Here is a 16414-nt window from a genome sequence, read left to right as displayed (position 1 = left end):
TGACACTTGAGCGCGATATTATCAAGTCCAGCGGGTCGATTCTTCCCATTCAAAGCGAGGGACCGGCGCTCCAGGCAAGTTGAGTTCGATCAGAGGCTTGAGAATTTGTCGCGCCGCCACACGATCCGCCAAATCGAGCCGGATGGAACGAAGATGCGCGGCCAAAGCATCCATGTGCACCTGACCTAGCGCAAGGCTGCCCACCGTCCGTCCCTCGTCCACCGTCAAAGTCTCGCCCAAAATGGACTTAGAGATCTCCGCGTTGTGAAAGGCCAATGCCTCTTTGTACGCCCCGGCGCCATGCTGAGCGATCTCTAAAGCCTGAATTCGCACCTCCTCGGGAGTTACGATGGCTGTTTCTTGTTGCACGCGCTCCAAAGCCTCCAACAATTCAGACTGCAGTTGCGGAGGCAAGCCGCGCTGATACGTGCCGATCAGAGTTGGCGTCGCAAACTTCTCCAAGTAAACGTTCCAGAACCGGATAAGGCGATCTTTGGCGAACCAATGCTTGTAAGCGGCTTTTAGATCCGATTCGCCATAGGGCGATTCGTACTTGACCCCAAAGGGATAGACGATGAACTTTTCGGGCGGCAAATCGATTGTGCGACCGTCCGGCGTCGTCATGCGCAAGGCGAGGATGTTGCCAAACTCATCCGTCTCGAACACGAACGCAGACGGGTCTTTCGCTTTCGTCGTACGGATGACGAGAGCGCTGCCAGACTGCGCAAAGATCGTCTCCTGAACGCTAAAACCCTTGCTCAAGGCGTCCAGCGCGTTCCAAAGCACGGTCCTCAACCCGCCCTCGATCTGATTGAGCGCGTCCTGGCAAAACCGCGCCGCTCTTTGAGCCAGAATCGATTTGTCCGCCGCCTCAATGCGCCATCCGACGCTGAGCAGGGCATACCGTTTGGCGTTCAAACAGGCCTTAACGTGCGCGTCCTGGCTCATCTTCTCATAGATAGCATAACCGTGCTTGGCGATCAGTTCGTCGCCGTTCCACTTGGGCAGTCGCTCTCCGGTCGAGACGATCCCGCTCGGCGCAAGCTCCTTGGTCAACGGCCTGCGTTTTATTCGGTCGAACAGTTTCAAATCGTCACCTCCGCTGGTAAGGCGATCTAAAGCGCAACCGTCAACCTGCGAAACGGGCGTGCCAAAGCCAGAATAAATAGGGGTGGCTGGTATAATTTCGGTCGCCCCTGAACTATCCTTAGGCAAAGCGGTGAGAGTTGGAGGAAAACGGCCTTGAAGATCGCGCGAATGACCCTCATAACGGCAGTAACGATGGGCGTCCTATCGATGGGCGCAGCCCAGTTAGGGCGCGGCGGAGACTATTTAGTCGGCAATTTGCCAGTCGTAACCGATACGCCCGCGATCGTGTGGACCGGGCCGTCGGACGAGGTTTGGAGCCACCTGGTTCTGACAACCCAGCCCGGCAAAGCGCGCCGAGCCTTGAAGCGAACGGGATGGAACGACGTAACGCAACTTCGGTCCAGCGTCGACCAACCAGGCGCTCGCATCTTCTTGATCGACACGTTACAGACGCCCAAGCCCCTGTTAGAGCGCATGAACGAAGCGATCGGCGGACGCATGGACCTGACGCGACTGCCCAAAGCCAAGGCCGGATACCGCGTGATGTGGCAATACCTCCAGCCTCGCAAACCCAATCAGCTTTGGATCGTGGTCTATGCTCCGGGCGATTTTTCTATACAGAAGGCGATCGAGCGATGCTGGACAGAAGTCGCCTACAGCAACAAGAAGCCTCTGGAAAGCCGCAACGAATGGGACGTGAAGGTTTGGACCGCGGTCGTCGACCCGGAAGCCGCCCGCGTGCCCGCCGTGCGCGAGTGGATCGAGGGATTTGTCAATCAGCGCCGGCCAGAACTGGATTGGAAGCAGATCGCCCCGGGCCAAACGTTTGAGAACTCGCACCGGCTGGAAAACTCCAACCAAATCTACTTCTTGACCCGCGATGGCGCCGCGCGCGCCACGCCCACCATGCGCAACATCATCGGATCGCAATACGCGGCTTTCGAAAAAACCGCGCCGAACGAATACGGCATCTTGGGCGCCACGATGAGCAACGGCCATACCATCGCCTGCCTATCGGTACCGAGCGCCGACCTTTGGGTCCCTGCGCTGGCACGATTCGGCAAGGCTGGTTACGTCGGCAATACGACGGTCGTCAAGGATTCAGTACCCGACTTGCGCGGCCTGCGACGAATGGCCGTCGTGATCGATGCCGGGGATACCGGTTACCTGCCCAAGAATGCCGTAACGCGCATCATGGGCGAACTCCGCCAAAGTTTCCGCGGCGTCAGAATGCTGGACAAGGGTTCCGCGCCTGCTTTGGGCGGTATAACCGAAGTCGATCAGATCGCTCGGATGAGCCCGGCCGAGGTGTCCGAAATGACCCAAAACGCCGAGGCGCTGCTCTTTGTGCGCCTGAAGTCGGTTGATCGCAAAGCCGAATGGGAGTACACGCCTTATCGAACGCCCGGCGAGCCGATTTTGTCCGAAAAGGACGCCATCGAGCCCTACACCAATCCAGAGCGGCTGGAAGTTCCGAGAGGCTATCTGGAATCTCGGCCAGAGTTGGATCGAGAGCGCGGAGAACGGATGCGACAGTGGAAGCGAGCGCACGAGGACTGGATGCGCAAGATCGAGCGATTAGAGACGAACTTGGCCTCGCGCATGTTCCAGGTCTCGCGAGTGGCGCGAGCGATCGAAGAGGTAGAGATCGAGATTGTTTGGGAAGCCATCGATCTGCGGGCGGGCGCGACTTTCGGCCACCGTATCGAACCGCTGACCATCGATTCGGCCAAGGGTAAAGCGGACAAACTGCTTCATTCCATCCCTCAGGGCGGTCAATCAAGGGCTCGTTTGGTTCGAGAGCATTCCGGCTTTTCCCCCTTCGACCACGATGGCGAGCGATACTTCGGTTGGAAACTGAAAGTCGAATTCGAGGACCCCTACTTCGATCCGTTGCCCAACTTGCCTCCGATGAACGAGGCCAGCCCGGCATCCAACGCGATGGCAAACGCGGTTCGGGACGCCTATCGCCAGGCGGCCCAGCGCGCGCTGCTTCGGTAGCAGGCAAGGGTATAATTCGTTAGTCGTTGCGGGATCGTCTAACGGCAGGACGCTAGACTCTGGATCTAGTAGTGATGGTTCGAATCCATCTCCCGCAGCCAGTTTCTTCTCCAAGATTGAAGCACACATAGGAACTCTATGTCTTCTAGTTGAAGTAGTGGCTCATGGAAGGCATAGTGGAGTTTTTGGGCAGCCTAGGATGGATTGCAGACCCCATCGGAATCTTCGGAGCCATCTTTGCTACAATTGCGGCTACTTACTCTTTCAAAACGCGCAAGGCGCTCAAGAAACAGGAAGAGAGCCAGAAAGCGATCATTGAGGTTTTCTTGGAATCGGCCGAGTCTGGGCGAACTCGTCAGTATGAGGTCTGTAACATCCGTCGGGCCGACCTGACGCGGAGCGAAGTGAACGGATACTTAGGCACGATCCCCAGAGAAGGCGACAGCCCTGCATACAGAATCGCATATATGATCACTCCGGCGTACTTTAAAGAACTTGAAAAAGTCCAAACGGACGCCGATGTCAAACGCCTGACAATACGGTGCACCGAAGCAGAACTCGATCAGTTTGATCAGAGGGCGCTTGAAGAGTTAAGCGCCGCGCTTTCGGACAGAACTTCGCTCCCCGATTGAAAGATTCGCAGTCGATTGGCAGGAACTCTGGATCACTATGTAGTAGTAGGTATAGTAGGGCAGGTGAAAGGGCATTGAAGAGAATCGGACTGCTTGTTCTAGCGATTGTTGCGCTCGTTTGCAACCAGGCTTGCAACGGGACTGGGGGCGGAACCGCGTCTGGTCCGAACGCGGGCAAGGGTCTCCTATTGGTCGTCGTCATCGACCCGACGGAGTCGGCTCAAGCAAGGTCTGGATCGTGGCGCAACGAGTTCAAGAACGTGCTGACCAAGGACTTCCTCAAAGAAAACGATCAGGTCGCGTTCGTTACCTGCGATCACGCCCCAGAAATCCCAAGGAGCGTGCCTGTCATCGGTTTCAAAAAGGACCGGGATCAACTTGTCGCCGCTTATAATGCCGCATGGAAGCCCAAGCCGTGCCATAAATCGAGCGACGGCGCCGAGCATCGGTGCGGGACGGATGTGGCGACGGCATTGGAAAGAGCCTTTGAGTTTGCTATAAAGCCGGAAAACGCCGGGTTCAAGAGGAAACTCATCGTCGGCTACACCGATCTCGTTCCAGACCCCTGCAAGCAGCCCGGGATGGCGGCGAAGATGTTTCGAGACCCACTGGCTATGGCCTGGGGAGCGCCCAAAGACAACAGCGTAGAAATCGCAATGCACGGGATACCGGAAGCAAGCCAATCTCGTTTTAGAGCCAAGTGCGAAGAAGCGTTCGGCAAAGTCGCCCTGTACGGCGCAGGCGAAACTTTAGAACCTGCCAGGCACTACGGGCTGAAGCAAGAGGGATTTCTGTAGGGAGGCATCTCATGGCGTCCAATCAAGATCAGAACGATCACGCGCGCTTCATTCAAGCCGGCAACCTAATGCGCCAAAACGTCCAAGAAGAATACGATTCGGCGGTACGAGCCACGGTCGGCTGGACGATGGCGCTGATCATTGTCTCCATAGCGTTTGCCATGCTCACGGCCGCCGCCATCCGCAGATTCACTCAAGACGACGTCGCGTCCTACATGATAGGCGGCATCGTGCACATGGGTACGGGCTTGGCGCTGCATGCCTACTTGTTGGAACGCCACTACAGAGCTCCAGGCATCCTTCGGTTCTTCACGCTGCTCATCTTCTTGGCTTGTGTCGGCGCCATTGCCGCGATCAGTTACTTCAGAGCCGACCTGATGATCGAACAAGGCCGACCGAGAGCTACTTCCTACATGCTCACCGCGTTTATGGGACTTCTTGAAATTGGCCTGCCCTCGCTGTTCGGCTTCATGTTGTTCAAGGCTTGGCTGAGAAAGGACATCGCCTATGAAGACCTTCAATGGGTAAAGGGCGTCGCAGCGCGAATACCTCAAGAAGATTCTCCCGACTATGGATGGTTGGACGAAGGCTATCACTTCAAAAAACGAATCCGAGAGATCGACAACGAACTGCCCCATCTCAACCTTGCGCTCCAAACCGCGGACGCCCACAGGCATGGCGTCAATGCCGCAGACGCAGAAGCCAAAATCTACGAACTAAGGTCCGAAAAAGAGAAATTGCAACGCAAGTACGACCGGATCATCACCTGGTACCCGGGACAATCCGACGAAGCCGAACGGGAAATCGAAAAAAGGCTGAGAGGCGAAGAACCGCCGCCCTCTACCCCAATCTCGTCCGACGGAACTTAAACTCTTCCGGATTGCCCTTGCCGCCTTCGATTCGCGCAAAAAGCCGATCCCGACCGTCCGAACGATAGAGAATCCGCTGAGGAAAGTCGTTTGCCAAATTCTCGAACAGAATCTCGCCAGGCTTGGAAGACTTCTCCGCAAATGCCGTACCGCCCGAGAGTTCGGCCTTGTGAGCAAACCAAACCCGCAGTTCCAGCCCCTTCTCCGTCTCTCGCGCGCGCATAAACTCTAAGAAGATCAACGACCCCCCGCGCAACGTTCGCCCGACCCCCACCATCATGCTCCCGGTCGCGGGCGTCCAGGTCTCGTCGCCCTCCATGCCGTTCGGCAACTCCCGCTTCCAATGCCCAGTCAGCCAACTCAAGTCCGATATCTTTGCCATACACCTCTCCGTAAAGCCTGTTATACCCGCTACATTTGCGTCAAGAAAGGATTAGAATATATAGCCGCACAATAGAGGAGGAAAATCCGATGAAACTCGCCATTGCAACAGTCTTATTCGTCGTCGCGGCGCTCGGCGCCTTCGGACAGACCGAGATCGACTTTCAAGGCAGTTTGAAGAGCAACGGGCTTCCAGCCAACGGAAGCTTCGACATGGCCTTTAGACTTTACGATTCAGCGACAGGCGGCGCTCAAATCGGGCCTACCGTAACCCGAAACGGGGTGGGCGTATCCAACGGCCTCTTTCGCGCATCCCTAGACTTTGGAGCCGTGTTCGATGGCGCCGCCCGATGGCTTCAGATCGAAGTCAGCGGCACGACTCTGTCTCCCAGAATCAAACTGGCCAACGCGCCAACAGCGCTTTTCTCCAGTCGTAGCCCGTGGAGCGGGCTTTCAGGCATCCCGTCCGGATTTGCCGACGGCATCGACGACATCGGCATGGCGGGCGAGGGTCTTCGCTTGGTCGGAAATACCTTTTCGATCGAAACATCGGGCGCGCTGGCAGGACAGAGCCTCACGTTCGACGGCGCTCGGCTTGTTTGGTCGCACCCGACGGCCTCGCGACTGCTGCTGCCCTACAGCGGCGGATATTCGGGCGCATCGACCGCCTTTTCCATCACTGCCCAGGGCGCCGGACGCGCTGCGCTCTTCCAAGTAGACAATCCGACCAATTCCAACGCCGCCGTTCATGTCTTGTCAAACGGCACGGGTTGGGGCCTACGAGTGCAGATGACCAACGCGGCTAACTCTTCGCCGGCCGTCTTCGCTTACACTCGCGGCGCCGATCGGGCCGGTCTCTTTCAGATCGACAACAGTTCGAACAGTGCGGCCGCGCTCCACGCTTACACCAACGGCGTCGGATACGCCGCCTACTTCGAGTCGCTCAACGCGGCCAGCGCGAACCCTGCAATGGTCGTCAGAACCTTAGGCTCCGGACCGGCAGCAGAGTTTATCGGTGGGATAAAGACCAGCCGCATTCAACTCACCCTTTCCCCATCTGCAGGCTATGTCCTTACGTCAGACTCCGTCGGCAATGGCACATGGCAGCCCGCACAGAGTTACACAGCGGGCGCCGGCCTTAGCCTGACCGGCAATTCGTTCTCCATCGCAAACCAAGGGGTGCAGACCAATATGCTCGCCGACGGCGCGGTGTCCATAGCAAAGCTGAATGCGCTTGGCGCAGGGGTCGGACAGGCCGTTACTATGACAGAGACCGGCTTAGCATGGGGAAATCCTACTGCCGGCGAGCTCAGACTGCCGTTCTTTCAAAGCCGAGACGACATCATCACGCTGTTCGCCATTACAAACACCGGCGCCGGCCACGCTATCGGCGCGAGAGCTATGGGCGCTGGAAGCGCGGTGTATGGCGTTAATGACAGCGGCACGTTTGGAAGCCTCGGCGAGCCCAGTTATGGCGTGCGGGGCACAGACGACACTTCTCAAGGAGGCGACGGGGTAAGAGGCGAAAGCCGAAACGGCGTGGGCGTTACTGGAAGCAGCACGAACAGCCATGGCGTCGTTGGAGTATCCCGCAACAATCAAGGCGTATTAGGCCGCAGCACAGACGGCCATGGCGTCCAAGGCAACAGCGCTACCCAGTTCGGCGTGCTCGGCAATAGCCAAACCTCAAGCGGGGTCTACGGCATTAGCGACTTTGCCGCCGGCGTAGCAGCACTCAATCTTTCCTCCAGCAATCGCGGAGGTCTTGGGCTGCCCGACGTCGGCGCTTATGGCCGACACCAGTCCACCTTCAACACGGGCGAACTGGGCACCGAGAGCACGGGGGTGAACGGCAGAAGCGAAAACGGCGTCGGCGTGTATGGAACTTCGGACAACTACCTCGGCGTTTATGGGCGACATACCGCAAGCGGCAACTATGGCAATCTTGGCACCTCCATGGCCGGAGCCTATGGCTTTGTGGCGCCTGCCGACGACGACGACGCCTACTTTGGCGCATGGGGCGTTTCATTGGGCGTCAATCCAGAAGGAGCCGGTGTGCGGGCAAACGGCAACGGGGTATCCGCACCGGGAACCCCCAACGCCGCTGCCCTGCGCGTCCATGACGGCGCGGTTACCGTCTCAGGCCTTCTGACCAATCGGTTCGCCGGCACGATCGAAGTGACCACTGGCTGGTTGCCGATCGTTAGTTGCGCCTATGCTTGCCCTGACTGTACTCACGCGCACACCATTGGCTGGTATGCCGACGTGCCCCTAGGCAACGCCCTGATCATCCCGGGACCGCCCCAAACGGGCAGCATCATCCAGGCAACGGTCGAAACTGTGCCCGGACCGCCCCCGCCCTGGACTTCGTACTACGTGCAGGTCTACGCAAAGATGCCCGGATCGTGCGTGCTGCGCATTACTCGAATGGGATTTGCTACTACGGGCGGCGGCTGTCCCGCTCCAATTGAGACAAACTACATTCACTACACCATCGTGAACCCCATCGCAGAGCCGTAAGTCCAGTATAATCCTCTTATGAACGGCGACATAGGCCAAGCCATCCGCCTGATAGCCGAACGTAAGATCGACGAGGCCGTGCGGGAAGGCCAATTCGCCAACCTGCCCGGCCACGGCAAACCAATGGAAATCGACGCCGACTGGATGATCCCTCCAGAGTGGCGAGCCGCTCTCAGAATCCTCAAAAACGCCGGGGCCGTGCCCGACTGGGTTCAACATCAGCGCGAAATCGACGGCGCCCGGGCAAAGGCAGAGCAAATCTGGAACGATTGCCAAAAGGCGCGCATTGCAAACATCGCTGATGCCCGCAAAGAGTATCATCAAGCCCTTAAGCGCATCAACGACCTCATCCTCGCTTTCAATCACCATTCGCCGCCAGGCGCCTATGTCCAAATCCCCGTCAAAGTGTCAGAAAAGCTCCAAGCGTTCGACGCCCACTTTGGCACATAGCCCTTGTTCAGGTATCCTGCCGGGTGTTTCGATTGCCGTTATTGATAGTCGCTCTGCTCGTCTCGGTCGCTGGGCTCGCGTCCGGCCGGCCTTTGCCGGGCGTCAAGTGCGACCAGCCCCCCATCATCGATGGCAGCCCTGACGACGAGTGCTGGCGAACCGCCGCCCAGGCAGAAGACTTCTTCGACCCCTTTACAGGCAACCTGGCCCAGCCCCAAACGATCGCCAAAATCACCTATGACGAAAAGGCCATCTACATCCATTTTCAATGCCTGGACGATCAGCCGGACGGCATCGTCGCTAGAGAGATCCGGCCCAACGCCTCGTTCGACGGCGAAGATTGGGTCGGAATCTGGATCGATCCGCTCTACACCCGTCAATGGGATAACATATCGACCTTTAAGGTCAATGCGTTAGGAACGACCAGCGAGAACATTGCCGGCGGCGCCGCTGCCAAGCGCGAATGGCGAGGACAGTGGCAGGCGGCGGCTATTCGCACCGAAACCGGATGGAGCGCCGAACTCGCCATCCCTTGGGCCATCGTGCTGCGCGGCTCGGGCCCCTCTCCTCGAAACATGGGCATCAACTTTATCCGACGCCACCATCGTTCGAAGGCTGTCTTTCACTGGAGCAACCTCACCTCGCAGCACAAGCCGGAGTACATGGGAATCTGGCAGAACGTGGAGCCGCCTAGAGTGGCTTCTCGAGCCACAACCCAACTGATGGCCTACTTTGCGCCTGAACTTCGACAGAAAGGCGGCACAGAGAGCGCGCCCGCTGGGCTGGACGTCAAGCATTCGCTGCAAAATGGCCTGATCGGGATGGTAACGCTCAATCCCGACTTTCGCAATATCGAGGGCCAGATCGAAGGCATCCAGTTCAGTCGGTCCGAACGCTTTGTCGACGACGTTAGACCTTTTTTCGAAGAAGGCGAGGATTACTTGGACTTGACGGACGAGCACGCCATCGGGCGGATGTTCTACTCCCAGCGCATACGCGACTTCGATGCGGGAGGCAAAGCGTTCGGACGCATTGGGCGAGACTTTTCCATCGGCAGTTTGGTTACCTTTGGCCAAGGGAAAGAAGACAATGCGGTCGTCAATTTGGGCTTGTCGTTCGGTCAACACGGAAACGCGAATGTCTACTTAACTCGTCACGGTTCGACCGAAGCAGAAAACTCAGGCTTTCGAATCGAGAGGAATCAAGGAAACTACATCGCAGCTGCCGAGGTCAGTCGGCTCGCAATAAACGGCGTCCGAACCGAAGCCAGCAGCTACGGATTGGCCTATGCCATCCCCAAGTTGTTCGCTGTGGCACGAGCGACCAGCATCGACAAGGGCTTTCGCCCGCCGCTTGGCCTTATCGAATTTGACGACAAGAAAGGCTCCTATCTGTTTGCAGAGTACGAGGACGAGTTTCGACAAAGTTGGACGACGCGGCAGACGGCCTCGCTCTATGCGGCCAAGTATCGCCGCATGGACGGCTCTCCCTTTACCGAGACGATCAGCATAGACGGCTCCATCATTGTCCGTAGCGACGAACGTTGGTCCGCTGGTTTTTCTCTGACGACCTTTGAGGGCGCGCGCGATCGCATAGGCTCCTTCGGCTACACCAACCGCTCGTCGGATCGCACCCGGCGCTGGTCTGTGTTCGTATCGACCGGCAAGAGAGACGACAAGCCGTCCACATTCGTCTCGGCGTCTTTCAATCGCCGTCTGTTTGGCCGGGTGGACGCGAACTATAGCGGCTCTGTTCTAAGCCTTGCCGGTCGTACGGAACAGCACATCTTGACTCTGGGCTGGGAAATCGACTCTAAGCGAGCGATCACGGGGCGGGCGGTTTACCGCGACGGCGATTACAACTTCTACCTGGCCTATCGAAGTTCGGGCTTCGCAGGACAAGAAACCTATCTGATCATCGGCGACCCGAACGCAAGACGCTTCGAAAGCCGAATCAGCCTAAAGTTGGTTTGGGCGATTTAACTAACTTCCACCTCCACCCTATCTGCGCCAAACTTCTCTTGAAGCATCTCCACGGCAGCCGTATCGACCCTCAGTTCCGTCTCCACCCATCTCGAAATCGGCTCCACCTGAAACCGTACGGCCAACTGCCCCGGCATCTGCGAGAGCGACTCTCGCGCCTCGCGCAACAGCCTGTGGGTCGCCCGACGCACTTTCACGTTCACATAGCCCGCAGGCTCCTCGACCTCCGCATCCGGCGCAGACGGCTCGAATGGCCGCACCTCGACCGCCCGCAACTCTCTCAGCCTGCCGACCGCTTCTTCTTCCCGTGGCTCCTGTTGTCGGCCAAACTCCCGGTTGTTGGGCCGCGCCGTTACGATCACCATTCGCTCCCTCTCGATACAGCCGCCGCTGGCCTCCAGAATCTTGCCCGACACGGAAACCTCGATCGATCCCGTCAAATCCTCCAAGGTCATGATCCGCATTCGCGCCGGCCGCTCATCCCCCTCGCCCTTTCGCGTCAAATTGATCTCTCTTATGCCCGTTATGATGCCTGCGATCGTAACCTTATCGTCGTCCTCGGTCAACAGATCGATCGAAGTGGCAATCCGCGCCAGCTGGCGGCGATAAGGGCGCAAGGGATGATCCGACAGATAGATGCCCAGATACTCCTTCTCCAGCGCCAACTTCTCCATCAAAGGCGCTTCTTCTCCGTCGGCAAAGTCCGGCTTGCCCAATCCCGCGTCCGGATCGGCCTCGCCAAACAGGTTCTCCTGCCCGCTTATTGCCTGCTTGGCTCGTTGCTCGGCATAAGCCAGCGCCGAATCCAAACAACGCAGCGTCTGAGCGCGATTGGGATGCAAACTGTCCAGCGCGCCCGCTTTGATCAACGCCTCCAAGGTCGCCCGATTCGCGCCGCTCGCTCCTCGCATTCGAGAAATCAAATCGCACAGATCTTCAAACGCTCCCTCCGCCTTCCGCGACCTCAGAATAGCCTCGACAGCCGCCTCGCCAACCCCCTTTATCCCCTGCAGACCAAACCTGATCGCATCATCCTCGACCGAAAACCCGCTCTCGCTCTTGTTCACATCCGGCGGCAGCACGCGAATGCCCAGCCGCCGGCACTCCTCGATGCACGACGCGATCTTCTCCTTCCTGTCCAGATAGACGGCCATCAGCGCGGCCATATACTCCACCGGATAGTTGGCCTTGAGATAAGCCGTCTGATAGGCTAAATAAGCATAACAAACGGCGTGCGCCTTGTTAAACGCATAGCCCGCAAAATCCTCAATGTCGTTAAAGAGTTTCGCTGCCTGCTCCTTGCTAATGCCCCTTTGCTTGGCGCCCTCAAAAAACTCTGGCCGCATTGTGGCCATCGTATCCGCCTTCTTCTTGCCCATCGCATAACGGAGGACATCGGCCCGGCCCAAGGTAAACCCCGCCAACGCCTGAACGACCTTCAACACATGATCTTGATAAACGATAATCCCGTAAGTGTCCTTGAGGATCGGCTCTAATAGAGGATGATCGTACTTAACCTCCTCCTGGCGGTGCTTGCGGCGGATATAGGCATCGATGTGCTTCATGGGGCCGGGCCGGTAGAGCGCGACCATGTCCGACAGCTCGGCGACGCTGGTCGGCTGAAGCCTTTGAATGTGCTTCCTCATGCCCGCGCTTTCTAACTGAAACACGCCGGTCGTGTGCCCCTTGGCCAGCATCGCATAAGTCTTGGCATCGTTCAAAGGAATCTTCTGAACGTCGATCTCCTCGCCCTTAAACCGCTTGATGTTCTCGACCGCTCGCGCCAGCACGCTCAGATTGGCCAAACCCAAAAAGTCCATCTTGAGCAGGCCCAGCTGCTCCAGATTCCCCATGTGATATTGGGTGACTACGCTATCGTCCGCGGCCCGGGCCAACGGCACGTGCTCGCTCAAAGGCTCGCGCGAGATGACGACCCCTGCTGCGTGAACGCTGCTGTTTCGGGTCAATCCTTCCAGTCGTTTGGCCATCTCGATCAGCCGCTTGGCCTCTTCGCTCTTGGCAATCTCGGCTTGAAGCTCGGGGCTTGTCTTAACGGCCTCATCGATTTTGTCCAGCTTTATAAGGCGCGCGACCCGGTCCACTAACTGCGCAGGAATCGCCATCGCCCGGCCCGCGTCCCGAACGGCCGCGCGCGCCGCCATGCTTCCAAACGTAACGATCTGCGCGACGTGATCCTGGCCGTACTTTTGGCGCACATACTGAATCACCTCGTCGCGCCGAGCATCCTCAAAATCCATATCGATATCGGGCATCTGGAGGCGGTCTACGTTCAAAAACCGCTCGAACGTCAGATCGTGGGCGACCGGATCGATGTCTGTAATGCCGATGCAGTACGACACCAAACTGCCCGCCGCCGATCCTCGAACTCCAAAATAAATGCCCTTCTCGCGGGCGAACTGGGCAAAGTCCCGAACGATCAAGAAGTAGCTCGCGTAGTGGGTCTTAGCAATCACGTCCAACTCGTGTTCCAATCGCTCCGAACCGCTGGCGTTGGAAAACCGCTCCGAATAGCCGGCTCTGGCTAACCGAGCCAGATAGTCGCTGTCGCTCAGCCCCTCGGGGATATCGGGCGCAGGCAACAGCCGACGTTCAAAATTGAACTCAAACTCGCAACGCTGGGCGACCTCCCAAGGACGGACGATCGCCTCGGGCGCATCGGCAAACAGTGCGGCCATCTCCGGCTTTGATTTGAGATAAAACTCCTGCGTGTCGAACTTCATCCGGCGCGGATTGGTGATCTTGTCGTTGGTCTGCACGCACAGCATCACGCCGTGCATCTCGGCATCCTCGGCGTTCAGGTAGTGCACGTCGTTGGTCGCGATGATGGGCAGTTTGAACTCCTGAGCGAACGACAGCAACGCTTGATTGACCGCCTTCTGCGCGTCCAGTCGATGGTCCTGAAGCTCGATGTAGAAGTTCTCATTGCCAAAGATATCCAAATGCTCGGCGATCAGGCTTCTGGCGCGAGGCAGGTCGTTGTCCAAAATGGCTTGCGGTATCTGTCCAGCCAGACAGGAGCTGGTGGCGATCAGCCCTTTGGAGTACTGACGAAGAACCTCTTTGTCCACGCGAGGCTTATAGTAAAAGCCCTCCAACATACCGATGGTGCTCAGCTTCAGCAGGTTTCGATAGCCCTGTTCGTCCTTGGCCAACACCAGAAGGTGATAGTAGTTGCGCTCGCGGCCGGGCTCGTCCTCGCGCTTGGTTCGGGGCTCTCGATCTTTGCGGCTGCCGGGAGCGACGTACAGCTCGCACCCGATGATCGGTTTGATGCCCTGACCTTTGCAAGCATTGTAAAAGTCGAGAGCGCCGTAGAGCACGCCATGGTCGGTGATCGCGACCGCGGGCATATCGAGATCGGCAGCCTTTTTGACCAGTTGCGACATTCGCACCGCGCCGTCCAGGAGCGAGTATTCGGTATGCAGATGCAAATGGACAAAAGGATCGGACATGGCTGGTTAGCGACCGAGTCGACCGCACCCCGATTCTACCAGGCGGGCGATTCAAAGGGCGCGATTCGTACTCAAAATTGTGCTACAAAACGAGAAAATCCCGTTCAGGGCAGTTCTTTTGTCGGGGGTATCGACCGAAGCTGGCCAATGCAGACGTTTGCATCTGGAGGCATCGAATGGCGGAACGCGCTGCCTCCTGGATCTTTGCGTCTCGATCCATATCCTGCAACGGGCGATACCTTCGCAAAGCCGATGGACCTGGCTTGATCGTGATCGAGGCCTTGCTAGCGCCGTACGGCGGAAACAGAAAAGCGATTGCGAAAACCCCGGCAATAACCGCCTTCTTTCTTGGTATGCGATCCCATTCCCGGCACATCGTACCTTTCGATATTTCTGCTACCTGTCGGCCAAACTACCCGTGCCGAGCCGTCAGGACTTGTTCTCGGCGCTCACCCCCGTGTTTTCGCCCGCGCAAGCCCGCGAGTCTCCAGAACCAATGATCACAAACGCGCCATGGCAGACTTCTTCGATCGGACCGAGTGGAAGCGGTTGCTGACCGACGGGCCGATCGGGCCCCATCGGCGCCCCTATCGGTGCAAAGATTGAAGGAGATTCAAATGGCAACACCCACAGAAGAACGAAACATGGAGCTCATGCAGACGCTTGACGACGCCTGGAACGCCCAGGACTTGGAGGTCTTCCGGGCACGGCACAAGCCCGACGTTATCGTCCGCTGGCCCGGAAAGACGGAGCCCACGGTCGGCATCGAGGACCACGCTCAAGAGGCGATCGACTTCTTTCACACTTTTCCCGACCAACGCCTCGACAACCGGCCCTACCGCGTCTTTTTCGCCTCCGGCGACTGGACGTGCTCGGTTGCCCGAATGCGCGGCGCCATGAAAGGGTCGATGAAGCTGGCCGACGGAACGGAGATTCCCCCGACCGGCAAGTCGTTCGACGTTGACTTCTATACGGTCGCCAAGTGGCACGAGGGCCAGATCGTCGAGGAGAACCTCATGTACGATCTTGTTACGTTCCTTAAGCAGATCGGCCTCAGTGACTAAGCCTTCGCGGGAAGAACTGGAGGAAGGACACAATCAATGGCGACGTATAAAGTGGGCTGCTTCGTGGGAAGCCTGGCCTCGACTTCCATTACCGGAAGCTTGCAAATGCGCTGATCAAACTGGCCCCGGAAGGGCTGGAGTTCGAGGAGATCCCGATCAAGGATCTCCCTCTGTACAGCAGCGACTACGACAGCGACTTTCCGTTCGAGGCGAAGTCGCTCAAGGATGCCGTGAGCAGGTCGCACGCCATTCTGTTCGTGACGCCGGAGTACAACCGCTCCATTCCGGGCGGCCTGAAGAATGCGATCGACTGGGCTAGCCGACCCTGGGGTGCGAACTCGTTCGCCCGGAAGCCGACGGCCGTCATCGGGTCCCAGATGAACTCGCCCGAAGCCTATATCACCTTCGCGCCTGACCTTATCGACGCAGATGGCAACGTCGCGAACCCATCGACCGAAGCTTTTCTGCGCAAGTTCATGGAGGAGTTTCACGACTTCATCGTTCGCGTGCTCGCTGTGCTGCCACACGAAGAAGTTGAGCGCCCAACGTAGGCAGCGCCGTGATCGCTCGCGCCGATCGATGGACTCAAGATGTACTACGAAGTCCACAGCCCCGACAAGCCGGGATTCGGAAAGAGCGGCGAACCGGTGGCGCTGCTTCACGGCGCGTTCATGACCATCACCAACAACTGGGACGCCCCGAACGGGCCGAACTGGATCGGCGAACTGGCCAAGACGCGGAAAGTCATTGCCGTCGAAATGAAGAGCCACAGCCGCACGGCGGACGTCCCGCGAGACTTCACCTACGCAGACCTCGCCGACGACGTGGCCGTGCTGCTCGATGCTCTCAAGATCCCGCGAATTGTAGGGGACACAGGTTCAAGTCCTGTACCGCCCACTACCATCATGGATCTGGCGCCACACGAGGAGCCCCTGAAGAGCGACTCCATAGTATCTTAAGAGGTTAGCCGGGGGTTGAGCGCAACGAAAGCTCCGGTTCGAAGCGGACAGTAAGTGTGCGCCGCAGAGAGTCCCCAGATCGCCGGCTAGACGTCTTTCGGCAGCATCATCAGGCGGGTCATCGGCACCGTCCAGCCCAGCGAAGTATCCAGAGTCATGCCGATCGCCTCCGGCGTCAAGGTATCGAGAGCGGCAAG

13 protein-coding genes, 1 tRNA gene and 1 pseudogene are annotated in these 16414 nt (G+C 58.1%); 11 read left to right on the top strand and 4 right to left on the bottom strand.

The annotated features are described in order from the left end of the window. Nucleotides 1-21: 21 nt before the first annotated feature. On the bottom strand, nt 22-1089 hold the full coding sequence (locus HUU60_11700) for a DUF935 family protein (protein ID NUL83366.1): 1068 nt from the start codon (nt 1087-1089) through the stop codon (nt 22-24). Nucleotides 1090-1242: 153 nt separating this feature from the next. Here HUU60_11700 and HUU60_11695 point away from each other — a divergent pair, with 153 nt between their 5' ends. The 5 genes from HUU60_11695 to HUU60_11675 all read left to right on the top strand — a co-directional run bounded on the left by HUU60_11695 (nt 1243) and on the right by HUU60_11675 (nt 5388). Continuing rightward, nucleotides 1243-3090: a hypothetical protein gene (locus HUU60_11695; protein NUL83365.1), complete on the top strand. Its 1848-nt coding sequence runs from the start codon at nt 1243-1245 to the stop codon at nt 3088-3090. Between the two features lie 27 nt (nt 3091-3117). Continuing rightward, nucleotides 3118-3191: transfer RNA gene (locus HUU60_11690), tRNA-Gln, on the top strand. Between the two features lie 63 nt (nt 3192-3254). After that, nucleotides 3255-3722, top strand: a complete 468-nt coding sequence (locus HUU60_11685; protein ID NUL83364.1) for a hypothetical protein — start codon at nt 3255-3257, stop codon at nt 3720-3722. A 74-nt stretch (nt 3723-3796) separates the two neighbouring features. Beyond that, on the top strand, nt 3797-4519 hold the full coding sequence (locus HUU60_11680; protein ID NUL83363.1) for a VWA domain-containing protein: 723 nt from the start codon (nt 3797-3799) through the stop codon (nt 4517-4519). Nucleotides 4520-4530: 11 nt separating this feature from the next. Beyond that, nucleotides 4531-5388 (top strand): hypothetical protein, encoded by an 858-nt coding sequence (locus tag HUU60_11675; protein ID NUL83362.1) that lies wholly within the window; start codon nt 4531-4533, stop codon nt 5386-5388. On the opposite strand, the gene HUU60_11670 is transcribed toward HUU60_11675, so the two are convergent. Then, nucleotides 5360-5770: a hypothetical protein gene (locus HUU60_11670; protein ID NUL83361.1), complete on the bottom strand. Its 411-nt coding sequence runs from the start codon at nt 5768-5770 to the stop codon at nt 5360-5362. The genes HUU60_11675 and HUU60_11670 overlap by 29 nt on opposite strands. Nucleotides 5771-5859: 89 nt before the next feature. Here HUU60_11670 and HUU60_11665 point away from each other — a divergent pair, with 89 nt between their 5' ends. From HUU60_11665 to HUU60_11655, 3 genes are read left to right on the top strand one after another with little or no spacing between them, the layout of a single operon-like run. Continuing rightward, nucleotides 5860-8289 carry a hypothetical protein gene (locus HUU60_11665; protein ID NUL83360.1) on the top strand — a complete coding sequence of 810 codons (2430 nt, stop codon included), beginning with the start codon at nt 5860-5862 and terminating at the stop codon, nt 8287-8289. A gap of 18 nt (nt 8290-8307) precedes the next feature. Beyond that, complete coding sequence (locus tag HUU60_11660) at nt 8308-8739, top strand: DUF1992 domain-containing protein (GenBank protein NUL83359.1); 432 nt, start codon at nt 8308-8310, stop codon at nt 8737-8739. A 23-nt stretch (nt 8740-8762) separates the two neighbouring features. Next, complete coding sequence (locus tag HUU60_11655) at nt 8763-10721, top strand: hypothetical protein (protein ID NUL83358.1); 1959 nt, start codon at nt 8763-8765, stop codon at nt 10719-10721. Here HUU60_11655 and HUU60_11650 read toward each other — a convergent pair. Together HUU60_11650 and HUU60_11645 are read right to left on the bottom strand one after the other, a co-directional pair. Continuing rightward, entirely contained in the window at nt 10718-14194 is a 3477-nt protein-coding gene (locus tag HUU60_11650) for a DNA polymerase III subunit alpha (GenBank protein ID NUL83357.1), read from the bottom strand. The genes HUU60_11655 and HUU60_11650 overlap by 4 nt on opposite strands. A gap of 429 nt (nt 14195-14623) precedes the next feature. Further along, nucleotides 14624-14773, bottom strand: a complete 150-nt coding sequence (locus tag HUU60_11645) for a hypothetical protein (protein ID NUL83356.1) — start codon at nt 14771-14773, stop codon at nt 14624-14626. 38 nt (nt 14774-14811) lie between these two features. Here HUU60_11645 and HUU60_11640 point away from each other — a divergent pair, with 38 nt between their 5' ends. The 3 genes and pseudogenes from HUU60_11640 to HUU60_11630 all read left to right on the top strand — a co-directional run bounded on the left by HUU60_11640 (nt 14812) and on the right by HUU60_11630 (nt 16217). Then, a complete protein-coding gene (locus HUU60_11640; GenBank protein NUL83355.1) occupies nt 14812-15258 on the top strand; it encodes an ester cyclase in 447 nt (148 codons plus the stop codon). A gap of 36 nt (nt 15259-15294) precedes the next feature. Next, a pseudogene (locus HUU60_11635) lies at nt 15295-15809 on the top strand (NAD(P)H-dependent oxidoreductase). Between the two features lie 39 nt (nt 15810-15848). Then, on the top strand, nt 15849-16217 hold the full coding sequence (locus HUU60_11630; protein ID NUL83354.1) for a hypothetical protein: 369 nt from the start codon (nt 15849-15851) through the stop codon (nt 16215-16217). Nucleotides 16218-16414 lie beyond the last annotated feature (197 nt).

The sequence above is a fragment of the Armatimonadota bacterium genome, assembly GCA_013359125.1.
Lineage (GTDB): Bacteria > Armatimonadota > Fimbriimonadia > Fimbriimonadales > GBS-DC > JABWCR01.
Note: the sequence above shows the minus strand (reverse complement) of the source record. Positions and strands in the feature narration are given on the sequence as shown.